The sequence below is a fragment of the Nitrospirillum amazonense genome (assembly GCF_029594735.1).
Classification (GTDB): Bacteria; Pseudomonadota; Alphaproteobacteria; order Azospirillales; family Azospirillaceae; genus Nitrospirillum; species Nitrospirillum amazonense.
This window is the reverse complement of the sequence record NZ_JARPAF010000004.1, coordinates 1,471,579-1,493,044: the sequence shown is the minus strand read 5'-3', so window position 1 is coordinate 1,493,044 and position 21,466 is coordinate 1,471,579. Positions and strand designations below refer to the sequence as shown.

General features: G+C 70.0%; 19 protein-coding genes. 9 read left to right on the top strand and 10 right to left on the bottom strand.

Annotation, left to right across the window (positions count from 1 at the left end):
* Window positions 1-13 precede the first annotated feature (13 nt).
* Entirely contained in the window at window positions 14-397 is a 384-nt protein-coding gene (locus P5F91_RS27320) for a VOC family protein (protein ID WP_145610327.1), read from the top strand.
* Between the two features lie 103 nt (window positions 398-500).
* On the opposite strand, the gene pyk is transcribed toward P5F91_RS27320, so the two are convergent.
* The 10 genes from pyk to P5F91_RS27270 form a co-directional block, all read right to left on the bottom strand.
* Window positions 501-1,919 (bottom strand): pyruvate kinase, encoded by a 1,419-nt coding sequence (pyk, locus tag P5F91_RS27315; protein ID WP_145610326.1) that lies wholly within the window; start codon window positions 1,917-1,919, stop codon window positions 501-503.
* Between the two features lie 206 nt (window positions 1,920-2,125).
* On the bottom strand, window positions 2,126-2,923 hold the full coding sequence (gene fabI, locus P5F91_RS27310) for an enoyl-ACP reductase FabI (RefSeq protein ID WP_277908800.1): 798 nt from the start codon (window positions 2,921-2,923) through the stop codon (window positions 2,126-2,128).
* Entirely contained in the window at window positions 2,923-4,137 is a 1,215-nt protein-coding gene (locus P5F91_RS27305; RefSeq protein ID WP_277908799.1) for an acetate/propionate family kinase, read from the bottom strand. The genes fabI and P5F91_RS27305 overlap by 1 nt, the downstream gene beginning before the upstream one ends.
* Window positions 4,138-4,141: 4 nt before the next feature.
* The gene (locus P5F91_RS27300; RefSeq protein WP_338424086.1) at window positions 4,142-5,125 is read right to left on the bottom strand and encodes a phosphate acetyltransferase; all 984 of its coding nucleotides are present in this window, start codon (window positions 5,123-5,125) and stop codon (window positions 4,142-4,144) included.
* 24 nt (window positions 5,126-5,149) lie between these two features.
* Complete coding sequence (locus tag P5F91_RS27295; RefSeq protein ID WP_277908798.1) at window positions 5,150-7,372, bottom strand: DUF3141 domain-containing protein; 2,223 nt, start codon at window positions 7,370-7,372, stop codon at window positions 5,150-5,152.
* A 363-nt stretch (window positions 7,373-7,735) separates the two neighbouring features.
* Entirely contained in the window at window positions 7,736-9,103 is a 1,368-nt protein-coding gene (locus P5F91_RS27290) for an efflux transporter outer membrane subunit (protein WP_277908797.1), read from the bottom strand.
* The gene (locus P5F91_RS27285; RefSeq protein WP_277908796.1) at window positions 9,100-10,206 is read right to left on the bottom strand and encodes an HlyD family secretion protein; all 1,107 of its coding nucleotides are present in this window, start codon (window positions 10,204-10,206) and stop codon (window positions 9,100-9,102) included. Before P5F91_RS27285 ends, P5F91_RS27290 begins: the two co-directional genes overlap by 4 nt.
* On the bottom strand, window positions 10,203-11,774 hold the full coding sequence (locus P5F91_RS27280; RefSeq protein WP_277908795.1) for an MFS transporter: 1,572 nt from the start codon (window positions 11,772-11,774) through the stop codon (window positions 10,203-10,205). The genes P5F91_RS27285 and P5F91_RS27280 overlap by 4 nt, the downstream gene beginning before the upstream one ends.
* Window positions 11,771-12,232, bottom strand: a complete 462-nt coding sequence (locus tag P5F91_RS27275) for an ester cyclase (protein ID WP_277908794.1) — start codon at window positions 12,230-12,232, stop codon at window positions 11,771-11,773. The genes P5F91_RS27280 and P5F91_RS27275 overlap by 4 nt, the downstream gene beginning before the upstream one ends.
* Before the next feature lie 153 nt (window positions 12,233-12,385).
* Window positions 12,386-14,179, bottom strand: coding sequence for a hypothetical protein (locus tag P5F91_RS27270; RefSeq protein WP_277908793.1), 1,794 nt, complete (start codon window positions 14,177-14,179; stop codon window positions 12,386-12,388).
* Between the two features lie 204 nt (window positions 14,180-14,383).
* Here P5F91_RS27270 and P5F91_RS27265 point away from each other — a divergent pair, with 204 nt between their 5' ends.
* From P5F91_RS27265 to P5F91_RS27230, 8 genes are all read left to right on the top strand, one after another.
* Complete coding sequence (locus P5F91_RS27265) at window positions 14,384-14,899, top strand: hypothetical protein (protein ID WP_145610319.1); 516 nt, start codon at window positions 14,384-14,386, stop codon at window positions 14,897-14,899.
* A 561-nt stretch (window positions 14,900-15,460) separates the two neighbouring features.
* Window positions 15,461-17,149: a GspE/PulE family protein gene (locus tag P5F91_RS27260; RefSeq protein WP_145610318.1), complete on the top strand. Its 1,689-nt coding sequence runs from the start codon at window positions 15,461-15,463 to the stop codon at window positions 17,147-17,149.
* A 5-nt stretch (window positions 17,150-17,154) separates the two neighbouring features.
* Window positions 17,155-18,378 (top strand): type II secretion system F family protein, encoded by a 1,224-nt coding sequence (locus P5F91_RS27255; RefSeq protein WP_145610317.1) that lies wholly within the window; start codon window positions 17,155-17,157, stop codon window positions 18,376-18,378.
* Window positions 18,362-18,823, top strand: a complete 462-nt coding sequence (gene gspG, locus P5F91_RS27250) for a type II secretion system major pseudopilin GspG (RefSeq protein ID WP_186454695.1) — start codon at window positions 18,362-18,364, stop codon at window positions 18,821-18,823. Before P5F91_RS27255 ends, gspG begins: the two co-directional genes overlap by 17 nt.
* A gap of 3 nt (window positions 18,824-18,826) precedes the next feature.
* A complete protein-coding gene (locus tag P5F91_RS27245; protein ID WP_145610316.1) occupies window positions 18,827-19,270 on the top strand; it encodes a prepilin-type N-terminal cleavage/methylation domain-containing protein in 444 nt (147 codons plus the stop codon).
* Window positions 19,271-19,297: 27 nt separating this feature from the next.
* On the top strand, window positions 19,298-19,732 hold the full coding sequence (locus tag P5F91_RS27240; RefSeq protein WP_277908792.1) for a type II secretion system protein: 435 nt from the start codon (window positions 19,298-19,300) through the stop codon (window positions 19,730-19,732).
* Window positions 19,729-20,436, top strand: coding sequence for a prepilin-type N-terminal cleavage/methylation domain-containing protein (locus tag P5F91_RS27235; protein ID WP_277908791.1), 708 nt, complete (start codon window positions 19,729-19,731; stop codon window positions 20,434-20,436). The genes P5F91_RS27240 and P5F91_RS27235 overlap by 4 nt, the downstream gene beginning before the upstream one ends.
* On the top strand, window positions 20,437-21,465 hold the full coding sequence (locus P5F91_RS27230) for a PilN domain-containing protein (protein WP_277908790.1): 1,029 nt from the start codon (window positions 20,437-20,439) through the stop codon (window positions 21,463-21,465).
* Window position 21,466 lies beyond the last annotated feature (1 nt).

Below are 21,466 nucleotides of genomic sequence, written 5' to 3'. Positions count from 1 at the left end.
GGGGAGGAAGACTATGGCGATCTACACCCACGTTTCCGTCGGCACCAACGACCTGGCCAAGGCCCGGGGCTTCTATGACGACGTGCTGGGCAAACTGGGCCTGAAGCGGGTGGCCGACCTGGGCGACAACGGTTCCATCTGGGGTGAGGACAAGCCGTCCTTCTTCGTGCTGAAGCCGGCCAACGGCCAGCCCGCCACCGTCGGCAACGGCGTCACGGTAAGTTTCGAGGCGCCCAATCGCGCCATGGTCGACGCCTTCCATGCGGAGGCCCTGGCAAAAGGCGGTGTGTGCGAAGGCAAGCCGGGCCCCCGTGGCTGGGCGCCCAACGCCTATGCCGCCTACGCCCGCGACCTGGACGGCAACAAGCTGGCCGCCTATTGCTTCAAGCCCGAGTGACCGGTTCCACGATCTCATGAAAACGGCGCCGCAGCGATGCGGCGCCGTTTGCTTTTGAACACAAGTAGCCGGACGCGATTGCGCCCGGTGCCCATGGGTGTCCTTACCCGCCGATCTGCAGCATGCGCAGGTTGTTGGTGGTGCCGGCCTGGGCGAAGGGGATGCCGGCCACGACGATGATCTGGTCGTGCAGCTTGGCGAACTCGGCGCTCTGCGACATGGTGGTGGCGACATCCACCATCTGCTCGTAGGAGTGGATGTCCTCCGACAGGGCGCTGTGCGTGCCCCACAGCAGGCACAGGCGGCGCGACACGGCCTGGTCGGCGGTGATGGCCAGGATGGCCACTTCCGGCCGCTTGCGGGCGATACGGGCGGCGGTGGTGCCGCTGGAGGTGAAGGCGACGATGACCGGCGCCCGCACGGCTTCCGCCAGGTCGGCGGCGGCGGCGGCCACGGCATGCGGCGGCGTCTGCTCTTCCGCCGGCTCCGACGCGCGGATGAGGGAGTGGTACAGCTTGTGCCGCTCGGTCGTGGCGATGATGCGGTCCATCATGGACACTGCTTCCAGCGGATAGGCGCCGCTGGCGGATTCCGCCGACAGCATGACGGCGTCGGCGCCGTCATAGATGGCGGTGGCCACGTCCGATGCCTCGGCGCGGGTGGGGGTCGGGGCGGCCACCATGCTGTCCAGCATCTGGGTGGCGACGATGACCGGCTTCACCGCCAGGCGGCAGGCGCGCACCAGTTCCTTCTGGCGGCCGGGCACCTCCTCCTGCGGGATTTCCACGCCCAGGTCGCCGCGGGCCACCATGATGGCGTCCGACAGGCGGATGATGTCGTCGATCTGGTCCAGGGCCTGCGGCTTCTCGATCTTGGCCATCAGGCCGGCGCGGTCGCCGATCAGGCCGCGCGCCTCGATCATGTCGCTGGGCTTCTGCACGAAGGACAGGGCCACCCAGTCCACGCCCAGGTTGAGGCCGAATTCCAGGTCGGCGCGATCCTTGGCGGTCAGGGGCGACAGGTTCAGCAGGGTGCCGGGCAGGTTCACGCCCTTGCGGTTGGAGATGATGCCGCCCACCACGACCTCTGCCGTCATGCTGTCGTCGCCCAGGCTGGTCACCTTCACCCGCACGCGGCCGTCGTCGATCAGCAGGTGATGGCCCGGCAGGACGGCGGCGAAAATCTCGGGGTGCGGCAGGGGGATGGCGTCGCGGTCGCCGTCCTGGCCCTTCAGCACGAAACGGATGGTGTCACCCTTGGCCACCGCGATCTTGCCGTCCTTGATGGTGCCGACGCGGATCTTGGGGCCCTGCAGGTCCTGCAGGATGCCGATGGGCCGGCCCACTTCCTTTTCCAGCGCCCGGATGTGGGCGTGGACCTTGGCATGGTCCTCATGGGTGCCATGGCTGAAGTTCAGGCGGAAGGTGTCCACCCCCGCCAGGAACAGCGCCTTCAGCATCTCGGGTGAGTTGCTGGCGGGTCCGACGGTGGCGACGATCTTGGCACGGCGGTGGCGACGCATTGTTGTTTTCGGCCCTGGCGGGCCGCCCCAGAAGTGAAGGCCGGTTGGAAACGGTGCCCGGGCGCATCGTCGGCATGGCCAACGGTTGCCCGGTCCGGTTGGCGGCGATGGTAACCGCTTCGCCCGCCGACAACAACACGGGGATATGCGAAATTCCGGTTAAAGGCGGTAATTTTACTACATGGCAGATGGGCCCTCTGGGCGGGTCATGCCACGATGTTGGCACCCCCATCGATATAAAGGGTGCTGCCCGTCAGGCGCCGGGCGAAGGGGCTGGCCAGGTAGGCGCAGGTGTAGCCGACGTCCATGATATCGACCAATTCCCCAACCGGCGCGCGGCTTATGGCGTCGTTCAGGAGGCGATCGAAGTCCTTGAGACCGGATGCCGCACGGGTCATCAGCGGACCGGGCGACAGGGCGTGCACGCGAATGCGCTGTGGTCCCAGCTCATGCGCCAGGTAGCGGCACGACGCCTCCAGCGCTGCCTTGACGGGCCCCATGACGTTGTAATTGGGCACCACGCGGTCGGCACCCAGATAGCTCATGGCGAACATGGCGCCGCCGTCAGCCATCAGGGGAGCCGCCAGCTTGGCCATGCGGATGAAGGAATGGCAGGAGATGTCCATGGCACGGGCGAAGCCCTCGGCTGAGCAGTCCAGCAGGCCGCCCTTCAGATCCTCCTTGGGGGCATAGGCGATGGAATGCACCAGGATGTCCAGCCCGCCCCAGGTTTCGCGCACCGCGTCGAATACCGCCTCCAGCTGTCCCGGCGCCGTCACGTCCAGGGGCAGGAACAGGCGGGCGCTCAGCTCCCGCGCCAGGGGCTCCACATGCGGCTGGGCCTTATCGTTCAGGTAGGTCAGGGCCAGCTCCGCCCCCACCTCGTGGAAGGCCTTGGCGCAGCCATAGGCGATGGACTGGTCGTTGGCGATGCCCACCACCAGGGCGCGCCTGCCGGCCAGGATACGGTGGGGGGTGGGCAGATTGGATGTCTCGGTGCTCATCAGGTCGCTCCCGTCAGCAGGCGCCGCGTGTGGCGGGCGATCATCTGTTCCTCATCCGTGGGCACGATCCAGGCGGCCGTGCGGCTGCCGGGCGTGCTGATGCGCGCGGCACCCTCACCGGGGTGCGCATTGGCCCCGCTGTCCAGCTCCACCCCCAGCCAGGCGGCGTGGCGGCAGACCGCCTCGCGCACGCCGGCGCTGTGTTCCCCGATGCCGGCGGTGAAGACCAGGGCGTCCAGCCCGCCCAGCGCCGCCGCCAGCGACCCGATCTCCCGCCCGATGCGATAGGTGAACAGGTCCACCGCCAGCTTGGCCCGGGGTTCGGGCGAGGTTTCCAGCGTGCGCATGTCGCTGGAAATGCCGGAGACGCCCAGCAGGCCGGACCGCTGGTAGAGCAGCTTTTCCAGGTCGCGCGGCCCCATGTGCATCTCATCCATCAGGTACAACAGCACGCCGGGATCCAGGGTGCCGCTGCGGGTTCCCATGGGCAGGCCCTCCACGGCGGTGAAGCCCATGGTGCTGGCGACACTGCGCCCGGCATCGATGGCGCACAGGCTGGCGCCGTTGCCCAGGTGGGCGACGATGACCTTGGCGTCGTCAAGCCCCAGGGCCGGCAGCTGGCCAGCGATGTACTCGTAGGACAGGCCGTGGAAGCCATAGCGGCGCACGCCCCGGTCGGTGATGTCCGCCGGCAGGGCGAAGGCCTGGGCCAGGACCGGCTGGGTGGCGTGGAAGGCGGTATCGAAGCAGCCGACCTGGAACAGGCCGGGCGTGCTGGCCAGGATGCTGCGCGCTGGTGCCAGGTTGTGCCGCTGGTGCAGGGGCGCCAGGGGCACCAAGGTCGCCAGCCGGTCCAGCACGGCGGCGTTCAGCGCCGCCGGGGCGGTGAAGTCGCCGCCGCCGTGGACGATGCGATGGCCCACCGCCTCCACCGTGTGGCCTTCCAGATGGGTGTTGATGAACGCCATCAGGAAGCGCGTGGCGGCGTCATGGTCGAAGGCGCCGGCCTCGGCACCGGTCCAGCGCCGCTCCCCCACCAGGTCGCCGGCGGGGTGGCGGGCGATGAAGTGGGCGTTGTCGGTGCGCAGCCCCTCGATCTGGCCCTTCAGGAACAGTTCCAGCTGCCGCGTCTCATCCGCGAACAGCGAGAACTTGATGCTGGAGGAGCCGGCGTTGATGACGATGATGGCGTTGCTGATCTTTCTCCGGCGCATGGGCTTACCCCACCGCCTTGGCCGAGAGGGTGCGGCGGTGGCGGGCGATCAGGGCCGCCACCGCGCAAGAGGCCAGGCGCGCCGGCACGCTGTCGGCCCGGCTGGTCAGGATGATGGGGACCCGGGCGCCCAGCACGATGCCGGCGGCGTCCGCACCTGCCAGGAAGGTCAGGCTCTTGGCCAGCATGTTCCCCGCCTCCAGATCCGGCACCAGGATGACGTTGGCATGGCCGGCGACGGGGGAGGTCAGGTGCTTGATCGTGGCGGCCTGGGGGCTGATGGCGTTGTCCAGCGCCAGGGGGCCGTCCAGGATGGCGCCGGTGATCTGCCCGCGTTCCGCCATCTTGCACAGGGCCGCCGCCTCGATGGTTGAGGGGATCTTGGGGTTCACCGTCTCCACCGCCGACAGGATGGCGACGCGCACCTCGCCGAAGCCCAGGATCAAGGCCAAGTCGATGGCGTTCTGAACGATGTCCACTTTCTCCGCCAGCGTGGGCGCGATATTGACGGCGGCGTCGGTGATGATCAGCGGATCGTCATGCCCCGGAATGTCCATGACGAAGCAATGGCTGAGGCGGCGGGCGGTGCGCAGGCCGGTGTCCGTCTTGACCACGGCGCCCATCAGCTCATCCGTGTGCAGGCTGCCTTTCATCAGGGCCTCGGCCTTGCCCTCCCGCACCAGTTCCACCGCCCGCTGGGCGGAGGCCACGCTGTGCGGCGTGTCGATGATGGGCAGGGACGCGATGTCCAGGCCCGCCTGCTCCGCCACCGCGCGGATGCGCGCCTCCGGCCCCACCAGGATGGGGGCGATCAGGCCGAGACGGGCGCCGTCCACCGCCCCCTCCAGCGCGCTCAGGTCGCACGGGTGGGCCACCGCCGTTGGCGGCGGGCCGGCTTGGTGGGCGGCGGCGATCAGGCGCTGGTACTTCTTGTGCCGGGCGATGTCGGCCTGCACCGTGGGGGTGGTCGCGGCGGTCGGGCTGTCCATGGCGGTCTCCATAGCGGGGCGGTTTCAGGCGATGGCGGAGGTGCGGCGGGGCTTGGGCGCCGCCGGCGGGGGTACGGCCTGGAACAGCGCCGTCACCTCGTCCAGGCGTGCCGTCACATCGGGGCCTGGCGCCTCCCCCGCCTCGACCACCTGGCGCAAGGCGTCGGCGGCGCGGGCGCGCGCCTCCGGGTCCGCCGGCAGCAAGTCGGAAAGGGCCGCCATGGCCGCCGCAGTGTCCCGGTGCAGCAGGGCCGACTGCTCCCGTACCAGGGCCTTGAACTGGGCCAGGGTCAGGCGCGCCTGCGCCGGGGCCTGGTCGCGCAGGGCTCGCAGCACGGCGAAGCGCCGCTCGTCGGCGCCGGCATGGGCATCCGCCTGCAGGACGTACAGCAGGCCGCGGACGACGGCTGCGGGGATGCCGCCCTGGCGCAGCCGGTTGGCGCCGACCTCTGCATCCTCAAGGTCGGCCAGCACCGGCCGGTCCCGCGTCGAGGCGTTCACGCCGACGGCGGCTTGGAGCAGGGCGGAGCCGTAGAAAGTCAGGAAGAAGGTCTCCGTCGCCAGATCGCGCAGGTCGCGCCACGTGTTCAGCATTTCCACGATGCCGTCCGACACCGTCTCCTGCGCTTTCAGGAAGGGGTTGTCGTCCGCCGCGGGCCGGCGGTGGGCGCGAACGGCGTCCGCCAAGCCGGCGACGGGCAGCATCATGGGGTTCTTGTCGGAGAAGATCTCGAAGCGCAGGCGGTTGGGGTGCATCCGCCGCAGCCACTCCGCGCCCTGGTCCGTCGCCATGCGCTTAACAACCGGGCGCAGGGTGCGGCCATACAAGTCGCGGTTCAGGGCGGAGACGCGGGCCACGGTGGCGAAGCGGCGGTCGTCGCGCGCGTCGTTGCCGCCCAGCGCGCGGATGTCGTCCAGGCCGCGCCGCTCGAAGCGGGTCAGGTAATGGCCGGACACCAGCTCGGCATGGGCCACGCCCGTTTTTTCCGTGAACACCGCCTCGTACAGGCCCGGCGGCAGGACGTCGATCAGATCCATGGTCCGGGTGAATTCGTCATGCTCCTTGGCCGCGACCTTGGCGGAGACGAAGATGCCCAGGTGGCCGATGCTGGGGTGCAGGGAGTAGACGATGGTCTGGCCGCCGGCCGCCAATTCCGCGTCGCTGTCGTAGAGATCCAGGATCCAGTCCAGCGCCTGCTGTGGCGGGGTGATGTCGTCCCCCCAGGAGCAGAAGACGACGATGGGTGACTTGATGGCCCGCAAATCGACCTTGGTGCCATCCGACAGGGCGATGCCGCCCCGGGTCAGGCGGTTGCCCAGGAACAGCTCATCGGCGATGTATTGCATCTCCCCCGCGTTCAGCAGGATGGGGCTGCCCCACCAGCGTTCGAACTCCAGGAAGCGCGGGCCTTCCGTGTCCACTCTGGAATAGACGGCGTAGTTCTTTTTCCACAGGGTGTTGGCGGGGTTCATGCTCTCGAAATTGGCGATCAGGGCGGCGCCGTCGAAGATGCCGTTGCCCAAATCGCCGCTCAGCGTCGTCAGCCAGGTGCCGCCCAGCAGTCCGCCCAGATAGCGCAGCGGGTTCTTGGCATGCACCCCCGCCCAGTACGACAGCGGCGACCCCGCCAGCACGATGGGGCCCGTCAGGTCCGGCCGGGTGGCGGCCATCATCATCACCTGCCAGCCGGCCTGGCAATTGCCGATCAGGCTGGGCTTGCCGTCCGCCTCCGGATGCAGGCCGGCCACCGTTTCCACGAAAGTGGCCTCCGCCCGGCAGACATCCTCCACCGTCTGGCCCGGCACCGGCTGGGGCAGGAAGCCCACGAAATAGCAGGGATGCCCTTCCGCCAGGGCTACGCCGATTTCGCTGTCATGCTTCATGCCGCCGATGCCGGGGCCGTGGCCGGCGCGGGGATCGAAGACGACGAAGGGACGCAGGCGGGGATTGGTGGGCCGTCCGTCTGGCGGCAGGATGCGTACCAGGCAGTAGTTGACCGGCCGCGCCAGCGTCCGTCCGTCCGTCACCAGCTCGTAGGGGAAGCTCAGGACGTTGGGCCAAGCCTCGTCCATATAGCGGAAATGGTCGTTGCCGCGCTGGCGCAGCACATCCAGGAACAGCAGGGAGCGCTGGCCCGCGTCCACCCAGTAATCCACGGCCTGCCGGGCCAGGGTGGCCCAGGGGGCGAGGGGCGGCGATTCCGTCCGCGTGGGGGTCGTCGCGATGGCCGCCGATGCCGTATCCATGAAGTTTCCTCATTTCAGGAAGAATGCTGCATAGCGGTAATAGTAGAGTAGAAATATGAAAGATAGGCGAAATTCTCCAGTCAAGCCTGTTAGTTCGGCGACGAAACCAATTGAAGGCGGACTGGTGTCTATTTATGTAGTTCGAGGCTTTATTGAATATAGAACGCTTTGCTTATTATTTGATCGCAAAACGCTGAATTCTTGAAGCCGGGGCCATGCTCCCCGGCTTCACCCCGGACGGAATGGATTTGCGAACCATATCAGCGACCTACCAAAAAATATGCGTCACGGAGGATATAGGTCGCCTTCCGGTGATATCCGCGCGCTACCGCGATCACACATACAGCCGGGGATTGTGGCACCTCACGGTGAGGTGGGGCGCCAGCCGCCGCCCAGCGCCTGGGCGAGGGTAATGGCGGCGGCCAACCGGTCGGCGCGTGACTGCACCAGGGCCAATTCCGCCGACAGCAGGCCGCGCTCTGCGTCCAGCTGCTCCAGATAGGGGGAATAGCCGGCGCGGTAGCGGCTGGTGGCGATGGCCAGGGTGCGGGCCAGGGCGTCGCGCTGGCGTAACAGCACCGCCTCCTGCTCCCCGCTGCGCTGCACGCCGGCCAGCCCGTCCTCCACCTCGCGGAAGGCGGTCAGGGCGGCCTTGCGATAGCCGAAGGCTGCCGCGTCCCGCCGGGCCGCCGCGCCGTCGGCCTGGGCCCGCAGGCGGCCGCTGTCGAACAGGGGTGCCAGGATGCTGCCGCCCAGGGTGAAGACGTTGACCGGGTCGATCAGGCTGCTGACCACGGTACCGCCGGCGGCGCTCAGCTGCACGTCAGGCAGGAAGGCCGCGCGTGCCGCGTCCAGGCCGTGGTCGGCCGCCACCAGTTGCTGTTCCGCCTGCGCGATGTCCGGCCGGCGGCGCAGCAGGTCGGCCGGCAGGCCCGCCGGCACCGGCGGTGGCGTCAGGCCGGCCAGGTCCAGTCCGCGCTCGATGGCGCGCGGGTTTTCACCCAGCAGCAGGCTCAGGCCATCCTCCTGCCGGGTGATCGCCAGTTCGGTGGCGGGGATGAGCTGGGCCGTGGTCTCGTATTCGGCTTGCGCCTGTGCCAGGTCCAACTGGGCGGCGTAACCCGTCTCCGCCCGCCGCCGGGCCAGGTGCAAGGAGGCTTCGCGCGCCGCCAGGGTGCGTTTCAGCACATCCAGCCGGGCGTCCAATGCCCGCAGCCCGACATAGCCGGCGGCGGCCGAAGCAGCGACGGCCAGGCGCACGCTGTCATGCGCCGCCTCCGTCGCCAGCAGCGTGGCGCGGGCGGCTTCGCGGGCATCTTCCAGGCGGCCGAACAGGTCCAGGTCATAGGCGGCGGTGGCCTGCCACTGCCCGGCCGTCTGCTGGCGCGGCTGACCAAAGGGGCTGACGTCGCGCTGCCGGCCGCCGCCGGCGGCGAAGGCCACGTTGGGCAGGCGCTGGGCTTCCGCCAGGCGGTATTGCGCCCGCGCCTCCGCCACATGGGCCGCCCCCGCCATCACGTCGGTGTTGTTGGCCAGGGCCTGGTCGACGATGCGGGTCAGCACCGGGTCGCCGAAGGCCCGCCACCAGGCGGCCTCCACGGCGCCATCGGCGGTATCGCGACCACGCCAGGCGGGCGGCGGCTCCACGGCGGCGGTCAGCGGGGCCTCCGGCCTGGGGCCGGTGCAGGCGCACAGGAGAAGAAGCGCCAGGGGATGGGCCAACCGCCTCATCGTGCGGCCTCCGGCGCGGTCCCGTCGGGCTTGGCCCCGCCGGCGGTATCCACCCGCGTCTCCACTGACATGCCGGGGCGCAGGCGGTCGGCCAGGGGTTGGCCGGGGGTGATGGCGATGCGCACGCCGATGCGCTGCGGCACCTTGATGAAGTTACCGGTGGCGTTGTCGGGCTTCAGCACCGCGAATTCGGAACCGGCGGCCGGCGACAGCATCTCCACCGTGCCGGTCAGTTCGGCCCCGTCCAGCGCGTCGACGGTGAAGCGCGCCGGCTGCCCCACGGCCATGTGCGCGGTCTGCGCCTCCTTGTAATTGGCGATGATCCAGCGGTCGTCCGGCACCAGCGACAGGAACTGGGTGCCATTTGTGACGTACTGGCCCAGGCGTACGCCGACCTCGCCCACCTGGCCGTCCTCGGGGGCGTAGATCACCGTATGGTCCAAATCGATCTCCGCCAGGGCCAGCTGGGCCTGCGCCGCCTCCACCTGGGCCTGCAGCCCGTCGCGGCCCACGTCCACCGTGCGCACGTCCTGGCGGGCGATCTCGCCCCCCGCCTCGGCCTGGCGTACCTGCGCTTCCGCCTGGGCCAGAGCGGCCTGGGTCTGGTCGCGCTCCCGGATGGAGACGGAGCCGTCGCGCACCAGGTCGGTCACACGCGCCATGTCGGCCTTGGCGCGGGCCAGCTGGGCGCGGGCGTTGGCCAGGTTGGCGGTCTGGCCCGCCAGGCTGGCGGTGCGCGCGGCATGGGCCTGCGCGCTGTTGGCCAGGGCCGCGCGCTGCGCCGCCAGGGTGGCCTGGGCCTGGTCCACCCGGGCACGGTAGATGCGGTCGTCGATGCGGGCCAGCACCTGGCCGGCCTTGACGTGGGCGTAGTCGCCGACCAGCACCGCCACGACATAGCCGCTGACCTGCGGGGCGATCACCGTGGTGCGCCCCCGGATGTAGGCGTTTTCCGTCGCCTCCACCGCGCCGGCGAAGGGCGGCAGCCGCCAGGCGGCTAGCAGGGCCAGGATGGCGCCGACGGCGACGACCAGGATGGCCAGGGCGGTCAGCCGGCCGCGCCGGGGCGGATGCCAATAATGGTGGGTATCGGGGGCGCTCATGATCCGCGTCTCCGGCGCAGGGTGTTGAACAGGACGAGATAGCCGACATAAAGCGCGTTCAGCAGCGCCAGGCCGGCCACGAACAGGAAGACGTCGTTGAAGGCCAGCACGGCGGCCTCGCGCCCCAGGGCCTGGCCCAGCGCGCCGCCGCCCCCCATCGCCAGGCGGGCCACCACCTGCGGGTCGGACGCCACCAGATGTTCCGACAGGGTTTGGGCATGCCAGTGGGATGAGGCCACCTGCAGGCTGCCCAGCAGGGCCGACCCCGCCAACCCACCCACATTCTGGGTGATGCTGAACAGCACCATGAAGGTGACCAGGTAGTCCGGTCCCTTGGCCACCATGCGCAGGAAGCCCAGCACCAGGGCCGGCCCGATGAACAGGGTGGTGCCGAAGGCGATCAGCGCCTGGCTGAGGTACAGCTGCGGCGGGCGCACCAGGCTGGTGGCGTCGCTGTCGAGCCAGGCGCCGGCTGCGATCAGCAGCGAGGCCGCGATGATCTGGTAGGGCAGGCGCCGTTCCGACAGGGTCAAGGCGGCCGTCAGCGTGCCGCCCAGCATGGCCAGGACCACGATGGCGAACAGGGGGTGCAACTGGTCGTTGATCAGGCCGCCCGCCGTCAACAGGCCGACCGCGCCATAGGTCTGCTCCGCCAATGACACCCGCATCAGCAACGCGGCGGCGGCGAAGCGCGCCATGTCCAGCGTGGTCAGCCAGTGGACGCGGATCAGCGGCCGGTTCCGCCGCCGCTCGATCAGCCAGGCCAGGGTGAACAGGGGCACGGCCGCCGCCAGCGCCCAGCCCAGCCAGGGCGTGTCCACCCACCACAGCAGGCGGCCTTGGCCCAATACACCGCAGACCAGCACCAGGCAGGGCAGCATCAGGCCGATGACGGCGAAGTCCAGCGGCTGGAAGGCGGGCGCGCGGTCGCTGGGCGGCAGGGGCAGGGCGGTGATCGCCGCCAGCACCGCCAGCGCGATGCCGATCTCCATCAGATGCAGGCCCTGCCACTGGTGTAGGGCCAGCATCTCCACCGGCACCAGGCGGGCCAGCGGCGTGCCCAGCTGGGTCAGGCCGATGCCGATGACCAGGGCCAGGGGCCGTAGGCGGCCAGGAAACACCTGCAGCAGGTTGTAAATGGTCATGGTGGTCAAGCCGGCCGCCGTCATGCCGCTGACGGCGCGGATGATGGCGGCGGCGGCGAAGCCGGGAATGACGAATTGCAATAGGCCGGCCAGGGCGTAGGCCACCAGCAGTGTGCCGGTCACCGCCGGAATGCCGAATTGCACCCGCGCCTTCACCAGCATCAGGTTGGCGCCGGCGTTGAAGGCGACGTAGAGGGCGGGAAGCCAGCTGGCCTGGTCGATATAGATGCCCAGCGCGCCGGACAGGCTGGCCAGGTTCACGTTCACCAGCGCGTTGCCCAGGCTGGCCGCCACCCCCACCAGCACGGCGACGGCGGCATAGCCCAACCGGCGGCCCAGCGGGTGCGCTGGCGCGGCGGGCGAGCCGACGAAGGTCGGCCGCTCCTCCGGCCGGAACGCATAGTCGTCGCCGGTGACCGTCATGGGGCCGCCGCCGGGTCGCGCAGCTGATGCAGCATCAGCGAGGTGTCCAGGTGGACGCGGTAGTCGACGATCCAGCCCCGCTCCCACCGGCAGATGGCCAGGCGGGGCACGTCGAAGGCCCGTTTGAGCGGTGCGGCGTCCGGACCGTCCAGCAGGTCGGTCGGCAGGGTCAGGCCGCCGCTGGCGGTGCCGGTCAGCCGCGCCACGGCGCAGCTGTGGTGGCCGTCGTGGCTGCTGAACAAGTCCAGGTAGGACTCCACATGGATGCGGGCATCGGGGAAGGCGGCGCAGAAGCGGATGGCCTGATCAATGTGCGCGCGCTTGTGCAGGGGTGGTGCCGCACCATCGCCGTGCGCCACCAAATCCTCCCCCAGGAACTCGGCATAGTCGTGCCAGCGCCGGTCGTTCCAAGCGCGGTCCAGGGCGCGCATCCGGTCGAGCGTGCGGCGTACCGCCATGTCAGGCCCGCGGCGGGCGCTGTGACATTCCAAGTGTCAACCCCATCAGCACCACTCCCCATTTCCCCGGAAGCCGTCCTCCGGTTGCCTCTCGGGGGCCAATGCTAGGGGCGGGGACCGGCGGGGATGGAGTGAGCTGTCAGGCGCTTACGGTTAGCCCGCCTGGACCGCCGCTTTGGGCGGCAGCAGCCGGCTCATCACCGCCTGGAATCCCGGACGGTCGCGCCAGGCGTCGAAGCGGCTGTCGGTGTGCAGCCAGACGGTCGACAGTTCCCGCCGGTCAATGGCGTGGTTGAGGGCCGCCAGGCCGCGCGCCTCGTCGTTTAGGGCGGCGGCCAAGGTGGCGCGGGCGAAGGCGGTGGCGGGGACGGTGTCGGACGTGGCCAGCAGGCGCCAGCCCCGCTCCGGCTCGCCCAGCCAGCCCTCGATCTCCGCGCGGGCGTAAACCAGGTCGGGATGCTTGGCGGTGGTGCGTTCAATGGGGCCGACCAGGGTCCGGGCCCCGTTGGGGGCGCCGCCGAAGACATGGGCCAGGGCGCGGCAGACCAGCACCTCCGCCGATAGGCCCGCCGCCTGTCCGTCCGCTTGGGGCCCGGCGGCGATCAGTTGGGCATGGCGGCGGCCTTGATAGTGGCTGATGGCCTCCGCGATGTCTTGTTGCACGGAAAAAGGCTCGATGGCGCGGGCTTCGCGGAACAAGTGCTCCGCCTCCTCCTGCCGGTCGAGGATGGTGAGAAGGACGCCGTAGAGGCGGGCGGCGCGGGCATGATCGCCCAGGCGCAGGGCGCGGGCGAAGTCCGCCTCCGCCGCCGGGGCGTCGCGGTCCAGCCAGGCGGCCACGGTGGCGCGCGCCGTCAGCGCCTCCACCGACTGGGCATCAATTTCCAGGGCACGCCGCACGGCGGCGTCGGCCGTCGCCTTGGCCTCGGCATGGCTGAGCAGGCCCAGGCGGAACAGGTCGCACTGGCAGTCGGCCACGCCCGAATGGCCCCGGGCGAAGTCGGCCGCCCCCTCCGCCACCCGCTGGAATATCTCCAGCGCCTCATAAAGGGCGGTCGGCGTCTGCTGGTCCTGCAGCTGCCGGGCGCGATAGATGCGGGCGTGCGCCTCCAGCGCCACCGGGCCGGGAGAGATGCGCGAGGCGCGCATGGCGCTGCTGTCCAGGCGCACCCGGCTCAGCACCGTGGCGGCGATGCGTTCCTGCAGGCGCAGATGCTCATGGTCGGGGGCGTCGAAGCGGTCGGACCAGATGACGAAACCCTTGGGGTTCGACACCTCCACCGTCACGCGCAGCATGCCGTCCTGGCGGCGCACCGTGCCTTGCAGCACGGCATCCACCCCCAGCTCGCGCGCCAGGGCGGGCACGGTCCAGCCCTGGCCGTGCGCCTGGAAGGCGACCGCGCGCGAGGTGACGCGCAGGCCCTGTGCCCGGCCCAGGGCATAGATCAGTTCGTCCGTCAGGCCGTCGGCGAAGCTTTCATCCTCGGGCGCGCGGCTCAGCGCCCGCAACGGCATGACGGCCACGGCGGCGCCGAAACCGGGGGTGTAGGTCGGGCCTTCCGCCAGGGGTGCCGGCGCGTCCATCTCTACGGCCGCCGGCGTGGTGTTCAGGGTGAAGTGCGGGACGTAGCCGCCGGTCGGCAGGCTGACGACCACCGGATCGGCCCGGCCGGGGCCGGCGTAGTGATCCTCCAGCTTGCGGCGCAGGCGCCGCGCCTCTACCCGCACGGTGCTGTCGATACGGGGGTCGTAGGGCGGTTCGCGGCCATAGACGGCGTTGCCGATCACCGCCTCCCTCAAGGTGGCGCCGCCGTCCTTCAGCGTCTCCTCGACGATGAAGTGCAGGAAGGCCAGCAGCCGTTCCGACCCGGCGAACTGGGGGCTGGCCCGCAGCCGATCGACCTGTTCGCGCACGGCCCAGGGCGACGGCGTCTTGGTGGGATCCACGGGGGCCCTGTCCTTCTGAAAATTGGGGCTGAAAATTGGGCTGAAAATTTGACTATTGCGCAATTTATGACGGGCACCGCCAGCGCCGGTCAAGGCGGGCGCCCCGTCTCACAGGTTGGTATAACGGTTAGCGGGCGCGGACTAACGGTGCTTGGACCTTGTGAACCATTATTGTCCGGTGGGGCGGGCGCAAAGGGGGATGGGATGGTGGAGTTTCCGTGGTTGCAGATATCGGGCGCCGTCGCCGGTGGGGTGGTCGGTGGCTTCTCGGGCTTCGTGGCCAATACCTTTCATGAACGGCGCGTGCGCCTGCGGGCCAAGCGCAACATCGCCTGTGCCCTGATTGGCGAGATCGGCGCCCTGTCGCAGCATATCGAGGAGAATTACCTGTCGATGCTGCGCGCCGACCTGCAGGCCTGCGGCGACGCGCCATCGGTCGTGCATCACGCCTTCCGCGGTGACCGCGACTACATGCCTGTATTCCGTGCCCTGGGCAGCACGGTGGGCTACCTGCCCACGCCGCTGCCGCGCGACCTCGTCTCCTGGTACACCAGCCTGGCGGCGGGGCTGGAGCGGGCGCGGGCCCTGCATGAGCTGTCCGGCCAACGCGACCCGGAGGCCGTGGCCTTCGCCGTGCGGCTGGCCAAAATCCAGGATGCGGCGTTCATCGACCTGCTGGCCCGGTCGCGCAAGCTGCTGGAAAGCTTAGATCGTATTTAGGATACGATCTTATAAAATTCGTTCTGAAATGCGTTCATTTCAAGGGTGGTCTTCCCATAGGAAGGATCAGCAACGTTTTATTGTGGGCTTTGACTGGCAGCGCGCCTAAACGGACGTGTCTATAAATTAGGCGCTTAAGAAAATCCGAAATGATTCAAATACCTATCGACGGATTTTTGTAAATGTGCCGCCAGCGTTAAATCTAAAATTTTATGAATATTGTCTTTGTTGTTAAGCAAGATACCTTGCCGAGGCCTGGGCCGTGCCTAGATGAAAGGCATAGGCGGGGGCCGAAACACCAACTTATCCCATCTGTTCACGGGCTGTTATCGCCTGATTTATATAGAATTTCCAAGATGATGAGGGAATCGCCGTCGATTCATGGGTCGGACATACCCCCTAAGAGCTAGACGTTGAGACCTAGGCCCTTCGCGATATATTAACCTTTACGACCTAGAACTATTCCCTAGCAAAGCACCCGGTATATTCCGCATCCAGTTTTAAAAGGTATACTACGTGACCGCCCATCAACACTCAGCTGTCCGTGCTGTTACCGATACCATGCAGCGGCACGACCACCAGGACGACCCCTTGACCCGCGTCCTGTCCGCGTTGGCGGCACAGGGCCAGCTGGCCAACGGCGCGGTGGCGCGTGCGCAGGCGGCGGGTGGCCGGGTGGACCGTCGGCTGGTGGACCTGGGCCTGGTGTCGGAAGAGCATATGGCGGGGGCGTACGCCCAGGCCCTGGGCCTGGCGCTGTGGCCGGCCGACCATTTGCCCGAGGCGCCGGTGATGGTGGAAACGGCCAACCTGTCCTTCCTGAAGACCAAGCTGATGCTGCCCCTGACCGCGGGCGGCACCCCTGGCGACGGCACCCAGGCCGTGTTCGCCGTGGCCGACCCGCTGGATACCCAGGCGTTGAAGGCCGCGGCCTTCCTGGCCGGCCGCCCGGTGCGGCCCGTGGTCATGACCGGCACCGCCATCGCCGCGGCGCTGGACCGCCTGTATGAGGCCGCACCGGCCGCCGCCAACCAGGACGAGATACCGGACCTGCTGGAGGGCGATGCCGAGCGCCTGCGGGACCTTGCCAGCGAGGGCCCGGTGGTGCGCCTGGTGGGCAACGCCATCCAGGCGGCGCTGGCCGCCGGCGCCACCGACATCCATGTCGAGCCCATGGCTGACCGCCTGGTCGTCCGCCACCGCGTCGATGGCATCCTGCGCGAGGCCGAGGTGCTGCCCCGCCGCGTGGCCGCCGGCTTCATCACCCGCGTCAAGGTCATGGCCGGCCTGGACATCGGCGAGCGGCGCCTGCCCCAGGACGGCCGCATCCGCCAGACCCTGCAGGGCCGCGAGATCGACTTCCGCGTCTCCACCACCCCGACCGTGCATGGCGAGGACGTGGTGATGCGCATCCTGGACCAGCAGACCGCCGGCGGCCGGCTGGACAGCCTGGGCCTGCCCGCCTGGGTGGCGGACCCGCTGGCGGCCGAGCTGGACCGCCCCCACGGCATCGTGCTGGTGACGGGACCTACCGGCAGCGGCAAGACCACCACCCTCTACGCCGGCCTGCGCGGCATGGACGCCGCCCGCCGCAAGATCCTGACCGTCGAGGACCCGGTGGAATATCTGCTGGACGGCATCAACCAGACCCAGGTGAAGCCGGGCATCGGCCTGACCTTCGCCCATGCCCTGCGCAGCTTCCTGCGCCAGGACCCCGACGTCATCCTGGTGGGCGAAATGCGCGATGGCGAGACCACCAAGGTGGCGGTGCAGGCGGCCCTGACCGGCCACCTGGTGCTGTCCACCCTGCACACCAACGACGCTGCCGGCGCTGTGCCGCGCCTGATGGACATGGGGGTGGACCTCTACCTGCTGGCCTCCACCCTGAACGGCGTGCTGGCCCAGCGCCTGGTGCGCACCCTGTGCCCCCACTGCCGCCAGCCCCACGCCCTGTCGGCCGAGGCGGCGGCGGCCCTAGGCCTGCCGGCGCGCCTGACCACCGTCTACCGCGCCGTGGGCTGCCCCGCCTGCAACGGCACGGGCTACCGCGGCCGCTGCGCCATCGCCGAGTGGCTGCCCATCAACGACCAGGTCCGCGCGCTGATCCGCCAGGGAGCGTCGTCCGCGGAGATCGAGGCGGCGGCGGTGGCGACCGGCGGCATGGTGCCCCTGTATCAGGACGGCCTGCAGCGGGTGTTGGATGGTGTGACCACGCCTGAAGAAATTTTGCGCGTGACCAAGGCGGATTAAGAAAAATGACGACGATGGCCATGACCAACTTCACCTACCGATCCGTCGATGCCAATGGCCGCGCGAGCCGGGGCACCATCGAGGCCGCCGACCGCCGCGCGGCCGTCGATCAGCTGATGCAGCGCGGCCTGACGCCGCTGTCGATCAAGGCGGAAGGGGCCAGGAGCACCTTCGGCGGAAGTGGTGCCAAGGGCCTCAAGCGGGCGGAACGGCTGTCCCTGGTGCGGGACCTGGCCAACCTGGTCTCCGCCGGCTTCGCGCTGGAACCGGCTCTGGGTCTGGTCGCCGACCAGATGCAACGTCCGGCCGCCGGTGCCCTGGTGGGTGAGATTCGCGCCCGGGTGCGCGCCGGCGACAGCCTGGCGGCCGCCCTGGCGGCGCAGGGCGGGGTCTTTCCGCCGGAGTTCGTCGGCCTGGTTGCGGCGGGGGAGCAGGGCGGGTCCCTGGCCGCCGCCCTGGGCCACCTGGCGAGCTTGGAGGAGGATCGCGCCCAGTTCCGTCAGCGCCTGATCAGCGCCATGACCTATCCCGCCCTGATCGGCCTTCTGACCCTGGCGGCCCTGGCCCTGATGGCCGGCTATGTCCTGCCGCAGTTCCAGGACCTGTTCGCCGGCAGCAAGGCCAAGCTGCCCGCCGCCACCGCCGCTGTCCTGGCCATCGGTGACCTGCTGGGCCGCTTCGGCCCCGGCCTGCTGGCGGGCGGCGCCCTGGCCGTGCTGGCGACCCTGCGCGCCTACCGCCAGCCCGAGTTGCGCCTGCGCATGGACCGCATGCTGCTGGTGGCCACGGGCCCCCTGGGCCGGCTGATCGGGGACGCCCAGCTGGCGCTCTACACCCGCACGCTGGCCAGCCTACTCAGCGGCGGCGTGCCCTTGGCCTCCGCCCTGTCCACCGCCGGCGGCTGCGTCGCCAACCGCGCGTTGGCCGGCGCCGCCGACCGGGTGCGCGTCGCTGTGCGCGGCGGGTCCGACCTCAGCCGCGCCGTGCAGGCCGAACCGCTGTTCCCCCGCCGGCTGTCGCGCATGCTGGCCATGGCGGAACAGACCGCCAGCCTGCCCCAGGGCCTGCTGGATCTGTCGAAAGTGTTGGAGCGCGAAAGGGGCTTAGCGCTGGATAGGGCCTTGTCTTTGGTGACGCCCGTCCTAACCCTTGTTCTCGGCGGCATGGTCGGCGGCATCTTCGCCGCCCTCATCGCGGGGATCCTCAGCCTGAATGACATCGCCCTCTGACATCCTGGACCTGAACCCCATCTTCCGTCGTGACCGCGGGAGGCAGTGGGGGTTCACCCTGGTCGAGGTGCTGGTGGTGCTGGTGATCATCGGCCTGTTGGGCCTGCTGGTCGCCCCCAACCTGGTCGCCCGCTTGGGAAAAGCGAAGGGGGAGGCGGCGCAGGCCCAGATCAACACCCTGGTGGCGGCTGTTGACCTGTTCTACGTCGATGTCGGCCGCTATCCCACGATGCAAGAGGGGCTGGAGGCGCTGGTGACCGCGCCCGCCGGCGACGCCAGCTGGCGCGGGCCCTACCTGCGCAAGCGCCAGGCCCTGATCGACCCCTGGGGCAACGCCTACCGCTACAAGGTGCCGGGCGACCACGGCGCCTATGACATCTTCACGTACGGCAGCGACAACGCCCCGGGTGGCGAGGGTGACGCCCGCGACGTCACCAGCTGGTAGGTCATGATGATGGCCGAGGTCCCACCGCGGCATGCGGCCGGCTTCACGCTGGTCGAGGTGCTGGTGGTGCTGGTGATCCTGGGCATCCTGGGGGCGGCCCTGGCCCTGGGCATCCAGGACCGCCTGCCCGGTCTGCGCTTCAGCGCCGCCGTCGCCGCGCTTGAGGATGAGCTGCGCAACCGCCAGGTGGAGGCCATGGTGACCGGCCAGCCGGTGGCTTTTTCCCTGGATGACCTGAAGCATCCCGCCGGGGGTGCCGCCGGCCGGCGGCTCCGCCGTATCGCTGCCGTGACCCTGGCCATCGACAGCGCCGATGCCGGCCGGCCCGGCGCCGTGGTGTTCCTGCCCGGCGGCTGGTCCCCCGGCGCCGAAATCCGCCTCAGCGAAGGCGACCGCGCCGCCACTGTGCGGGTGGACTGGCCGCTGGGCACGGTTCACCGCGAATAGGAAGGGGCCAGATTGACGGGAATACCCATGCGCCGCGCGGCCGGCTTCACCCTGCTGGAAATGCTGATCGCCCTGGCCATCTTCGGCCTGGGCACGGCGCTGCTGATGCAGTCCGCCTGGTCCGGCGCCTGGGCGGCGCGGCAGGCGTGGGGGGAGACGGCGGCCCTGCGCCTGGCCCAGTCGGTGGCGGCGGAGGCGGGCGTTGCCATCCCCCTGGCCGACCGGCCCACCGACGTGCCGCTGGAGGGAAAGGAAGGAGGCCTGCCCTACCGTGTCAAAATTGTGCCGGTGGCCGTTTCCCCGACCGGCGACCGGGACTATCGGGTAGAAGTCCGCGACATGGCCCCGCCGCCCCAGACAATCACAGGCACAATTACAGGCGCGCCTGGGACGGCGCGGGGAACGGAGGGGCCCGTATTGGCGGTCGTCACCAGCCGGGCCGTGGTGGACGACACGCGATGACGGCGATGGCCCGCGCGATCCTGAATACCCCCAGCGGGCGCATTAACGGCCGCTCCGACAGCCGCTCCGATGGCCGCCAGGGCATGACCCTGGTGGAGGCGCTGGTTGCCCTGGCCCTGCTGGGCATGTTGGCTGTGGCGGCCGTGGGCCTCCTGCCCCTGATGAACCGCATGGCCGACCGCAGCGGCGCCCTGCAGCGCGCCGCCGCCGACCTGGGCCGGGTGCATGACTTCACCCGCTTCCTGGTGACCAACGCCCTGACGCCCGCCGACCTGGGCGCGGCCGGGGTTGATATGCCACCGTTGGAACGCGACGCCCGCCATTTCGACGTGCTGGCGCCCCTGCCCACCGGCTTGGGCCGGGGCGGACTCTACCGCATCGCCCTGACGGTGGAGGGGCCGGCCGGCCATCTGGCCCTGCGCCTGCGGGTGGCGCCCCTGCGCCCGGACGGCCCGCCGCCGGGCGACGGCGTGCTGGTCGGCGGCGCGACGCGCATCGCCTGGTCCTATTTCGATGCGCAGGCCCACGCCTGGACCGACCGGTGGACGGATCCCGCCCGCGCCCCGGCCCTGGTGCGGCTGGACGTGGCGCTGGCGGGTGGGGACGGTCCCTGGCCGCCCATGATCGCCGCCCCCCTGGTGCGGGGCGGGGTGCTGTGCGCCTACGATCCCGTGCAGGGCGGCTGCCGCCCGGGAGGGTCCTAGATGCCCACCCTGGCCCGCCGCCTGACACGCGTGGCCGTGCTGGCCATGGACGGATTGGCCGACGGTGTCGTCGCGGCCTTGCCGCGCCGCTGGCGCCAGCCCCTGGGGCTGGAGGTGCCGGTCGTGTTGGTGCCGCCCGGCGGTGCCGGCGTGACCGCGCCGGTGGGGCGTGCGCCCGTGCGCCTGGTTCTGGACCCGTCGGACGTGCACACGGTGGATGTGCCCCTGCCCAAAGGCGGGCTGGGCGGTGCCATCGTCGACGCGCGCGGCTTCGTCGAGATGCAGGCCCATCGCTTCATGCCCCTGCGTCCCGACCTGCTGGCCTGGGACGTGGTGATGGCGCCGCGGGGCGACGGGGGCGGCACCGCATCCGCCTATGTCGCCCGCGTCTACATGGTACGGCGGACGGTGCTGTCGGCGGCGCTGGGCTCGGCGGTGGCGGCGGGCCTGACCTTGGCCGGCGTCACCGCGTTGGTGGCGGGCGGACGGGCGCCGGAATTCCTCCGCTTCAACACCCTGCGTGTGCGCCGGCGGGCCTTGGGGATGGCCATGGTCGCCGGTCTGTTCTGGCTGGCCCTGCCCATTCCCTTCGCGGTTGCCATCTGGATCCTGGATCAGCAGACCGTCAACGTGGAGCAGAAGCTGGCGGCGGTGGCCAAGGAGGCGCGGGCCGCGCAGGACCTGCGCGACCGCATCCTGTTCCTCAGCCCCGACGCCCCGGCGACCGCCGTGCTGCTGGCCCAGCCGGGCCGGGGCCAGGTGCTGGACGAACTGGCGCTGGCCTTGCCCGACAGCGTCTGGCTGAAGGACGTGACGCTGACGCCTCAGGCCGTGACCCTGCAGGGCCGGGCATCCGACCTGGCCGATGTGCTGGCCCGCGTCCGGGCGGCCGGTCCCTTCACCAACCCGCATTTCACCGACCCGGCCGACGCCGTGGCCGCGCCGCCGACCGCGCCCGTGGCCGGCCAATCCGGCGGCCCGGTGCGCGACTTCACGCTGGTGACCAGCCTCGCCGTGGGGAGGCCTTGAG

Coding starts and splice junctions, on each gene's coding strand:
- P5F91_RS27290 (WP_277908797.1), bottom strand. CDS start 9,103: ATGAGGCGGTTGGCCCATCCCCTGGCGCTTCTTCTCCTGTGCGCCTGC.
- P5F91_RS27240 (WP_277908792.1), top strand. CDS start 19,298: ATGCGCCGCGCGGCCGGCTTCACCCTGCTGGAAATGCTGATCGCCCTG.
- P5F91_RS27255 (WP_145610317.1), top strand. CDS start 17,155: ATGACGACGATGGCCATGACCAACTTCACCTACCGATCCGTCGATGCC.
- P5F91_RS27275 (WP_277908794.1), bottom strand. CDS start 12,232: ATGGCGGTACGCCGCACGCTCGACCGGATGCGCGCCCTGGACCGCGCT.
- P5F91_RS27305 (WP_277908799.1), bottom strand. CDS start 4,137: ATGCGCCGGAGAAAGATCAGCAACGCCATCATCGTCATCAACGCCGGC.
- pyk (WP_145610326.1), bottom strand. CDS start 1,919: ATGCGTCGCCACCGCCGTGCCAAGATCGTCGCCACCGTCGGACCCGCC.
- P5F91_RS27280 (WP_277908795.1), bottom strand. CDS start 11,774: ATGACGGTCACCGGCGACGACTATGCGTTCCGGCCGGAGGAGCGGCCG.
- P5F91_RS27300 (WP_338424086.1), bottom strand. CDS start 5,125: ATGGACAGCCCGACCGCCGCGACCACCCCCACGGTGCAGGCCGACATC.
- P5F91_RS27285 (WP_277908796.1), bottom strand. CDS start 10,206: ATGAGCGCCCCCGATACCCACCATTATTGGCATCCGCCCCGGCGCGGC.
- P5F91_RS27265 (WP_145610319.1), top strand. CDS start 14,384: ATGGTGGAGTTTCCGTGGTTGCAGATATCGGGCGCCGTCGCCGGTGGG.
- P5F91_RS27235 (WP_277908791.1), top strand. CDS start 19,729: ATGACGGCGATGGCCCGCGCGATCCTGAATACCCCCAGCGGGCGCATT.
- fabI (WP_277908800.1), bottom strand. CDS start 2,923: ATGAGCACCGAGACATCCAATCTGCCCACCCCCCACCGTATCCTGGCC.
- P5F91_RS27230 (WP_277908790.1), top strand. CDS start 20,437: ATGCCCACCCTGGCCCGCCGCCTGACACGCGTGGCCGTGCTGGCCATG.
- P5F91_RS27320 (WP_145610327.1), top strand. CDS start 14: ATGGCGATCTACACCCACGTTTCCGTCGGCACCAACGACCTGGCCAAG.
- P5F91_RS27260 (WP_145610318.1), top strand. CDS start 15,461: ATGCAGCGGCACGACCACCAGGACGACCCCTTGACCCGCGTCCTGTCC.
- P5F91_RS27245 (WP_145610316.1), top strand. CDS start 18,827: ATGATGATGGCCGAGGTCCCACCGCGGCATGCGGCCGGCTTCACGCTG.
- gspG (WP_186454695.1), top strand. CDS start 18,362: ATGACATCGCCCTCTGACATCCTGGACCTGAACCCCATCTTCCGTCGT.
- P5F91_RS27295 (WP_277908798.1), bottom strand. CDS start 7,372: ATGGATACGGCATCGGCGGCCATCGCGACGACCCCCACGCGGACGGAA.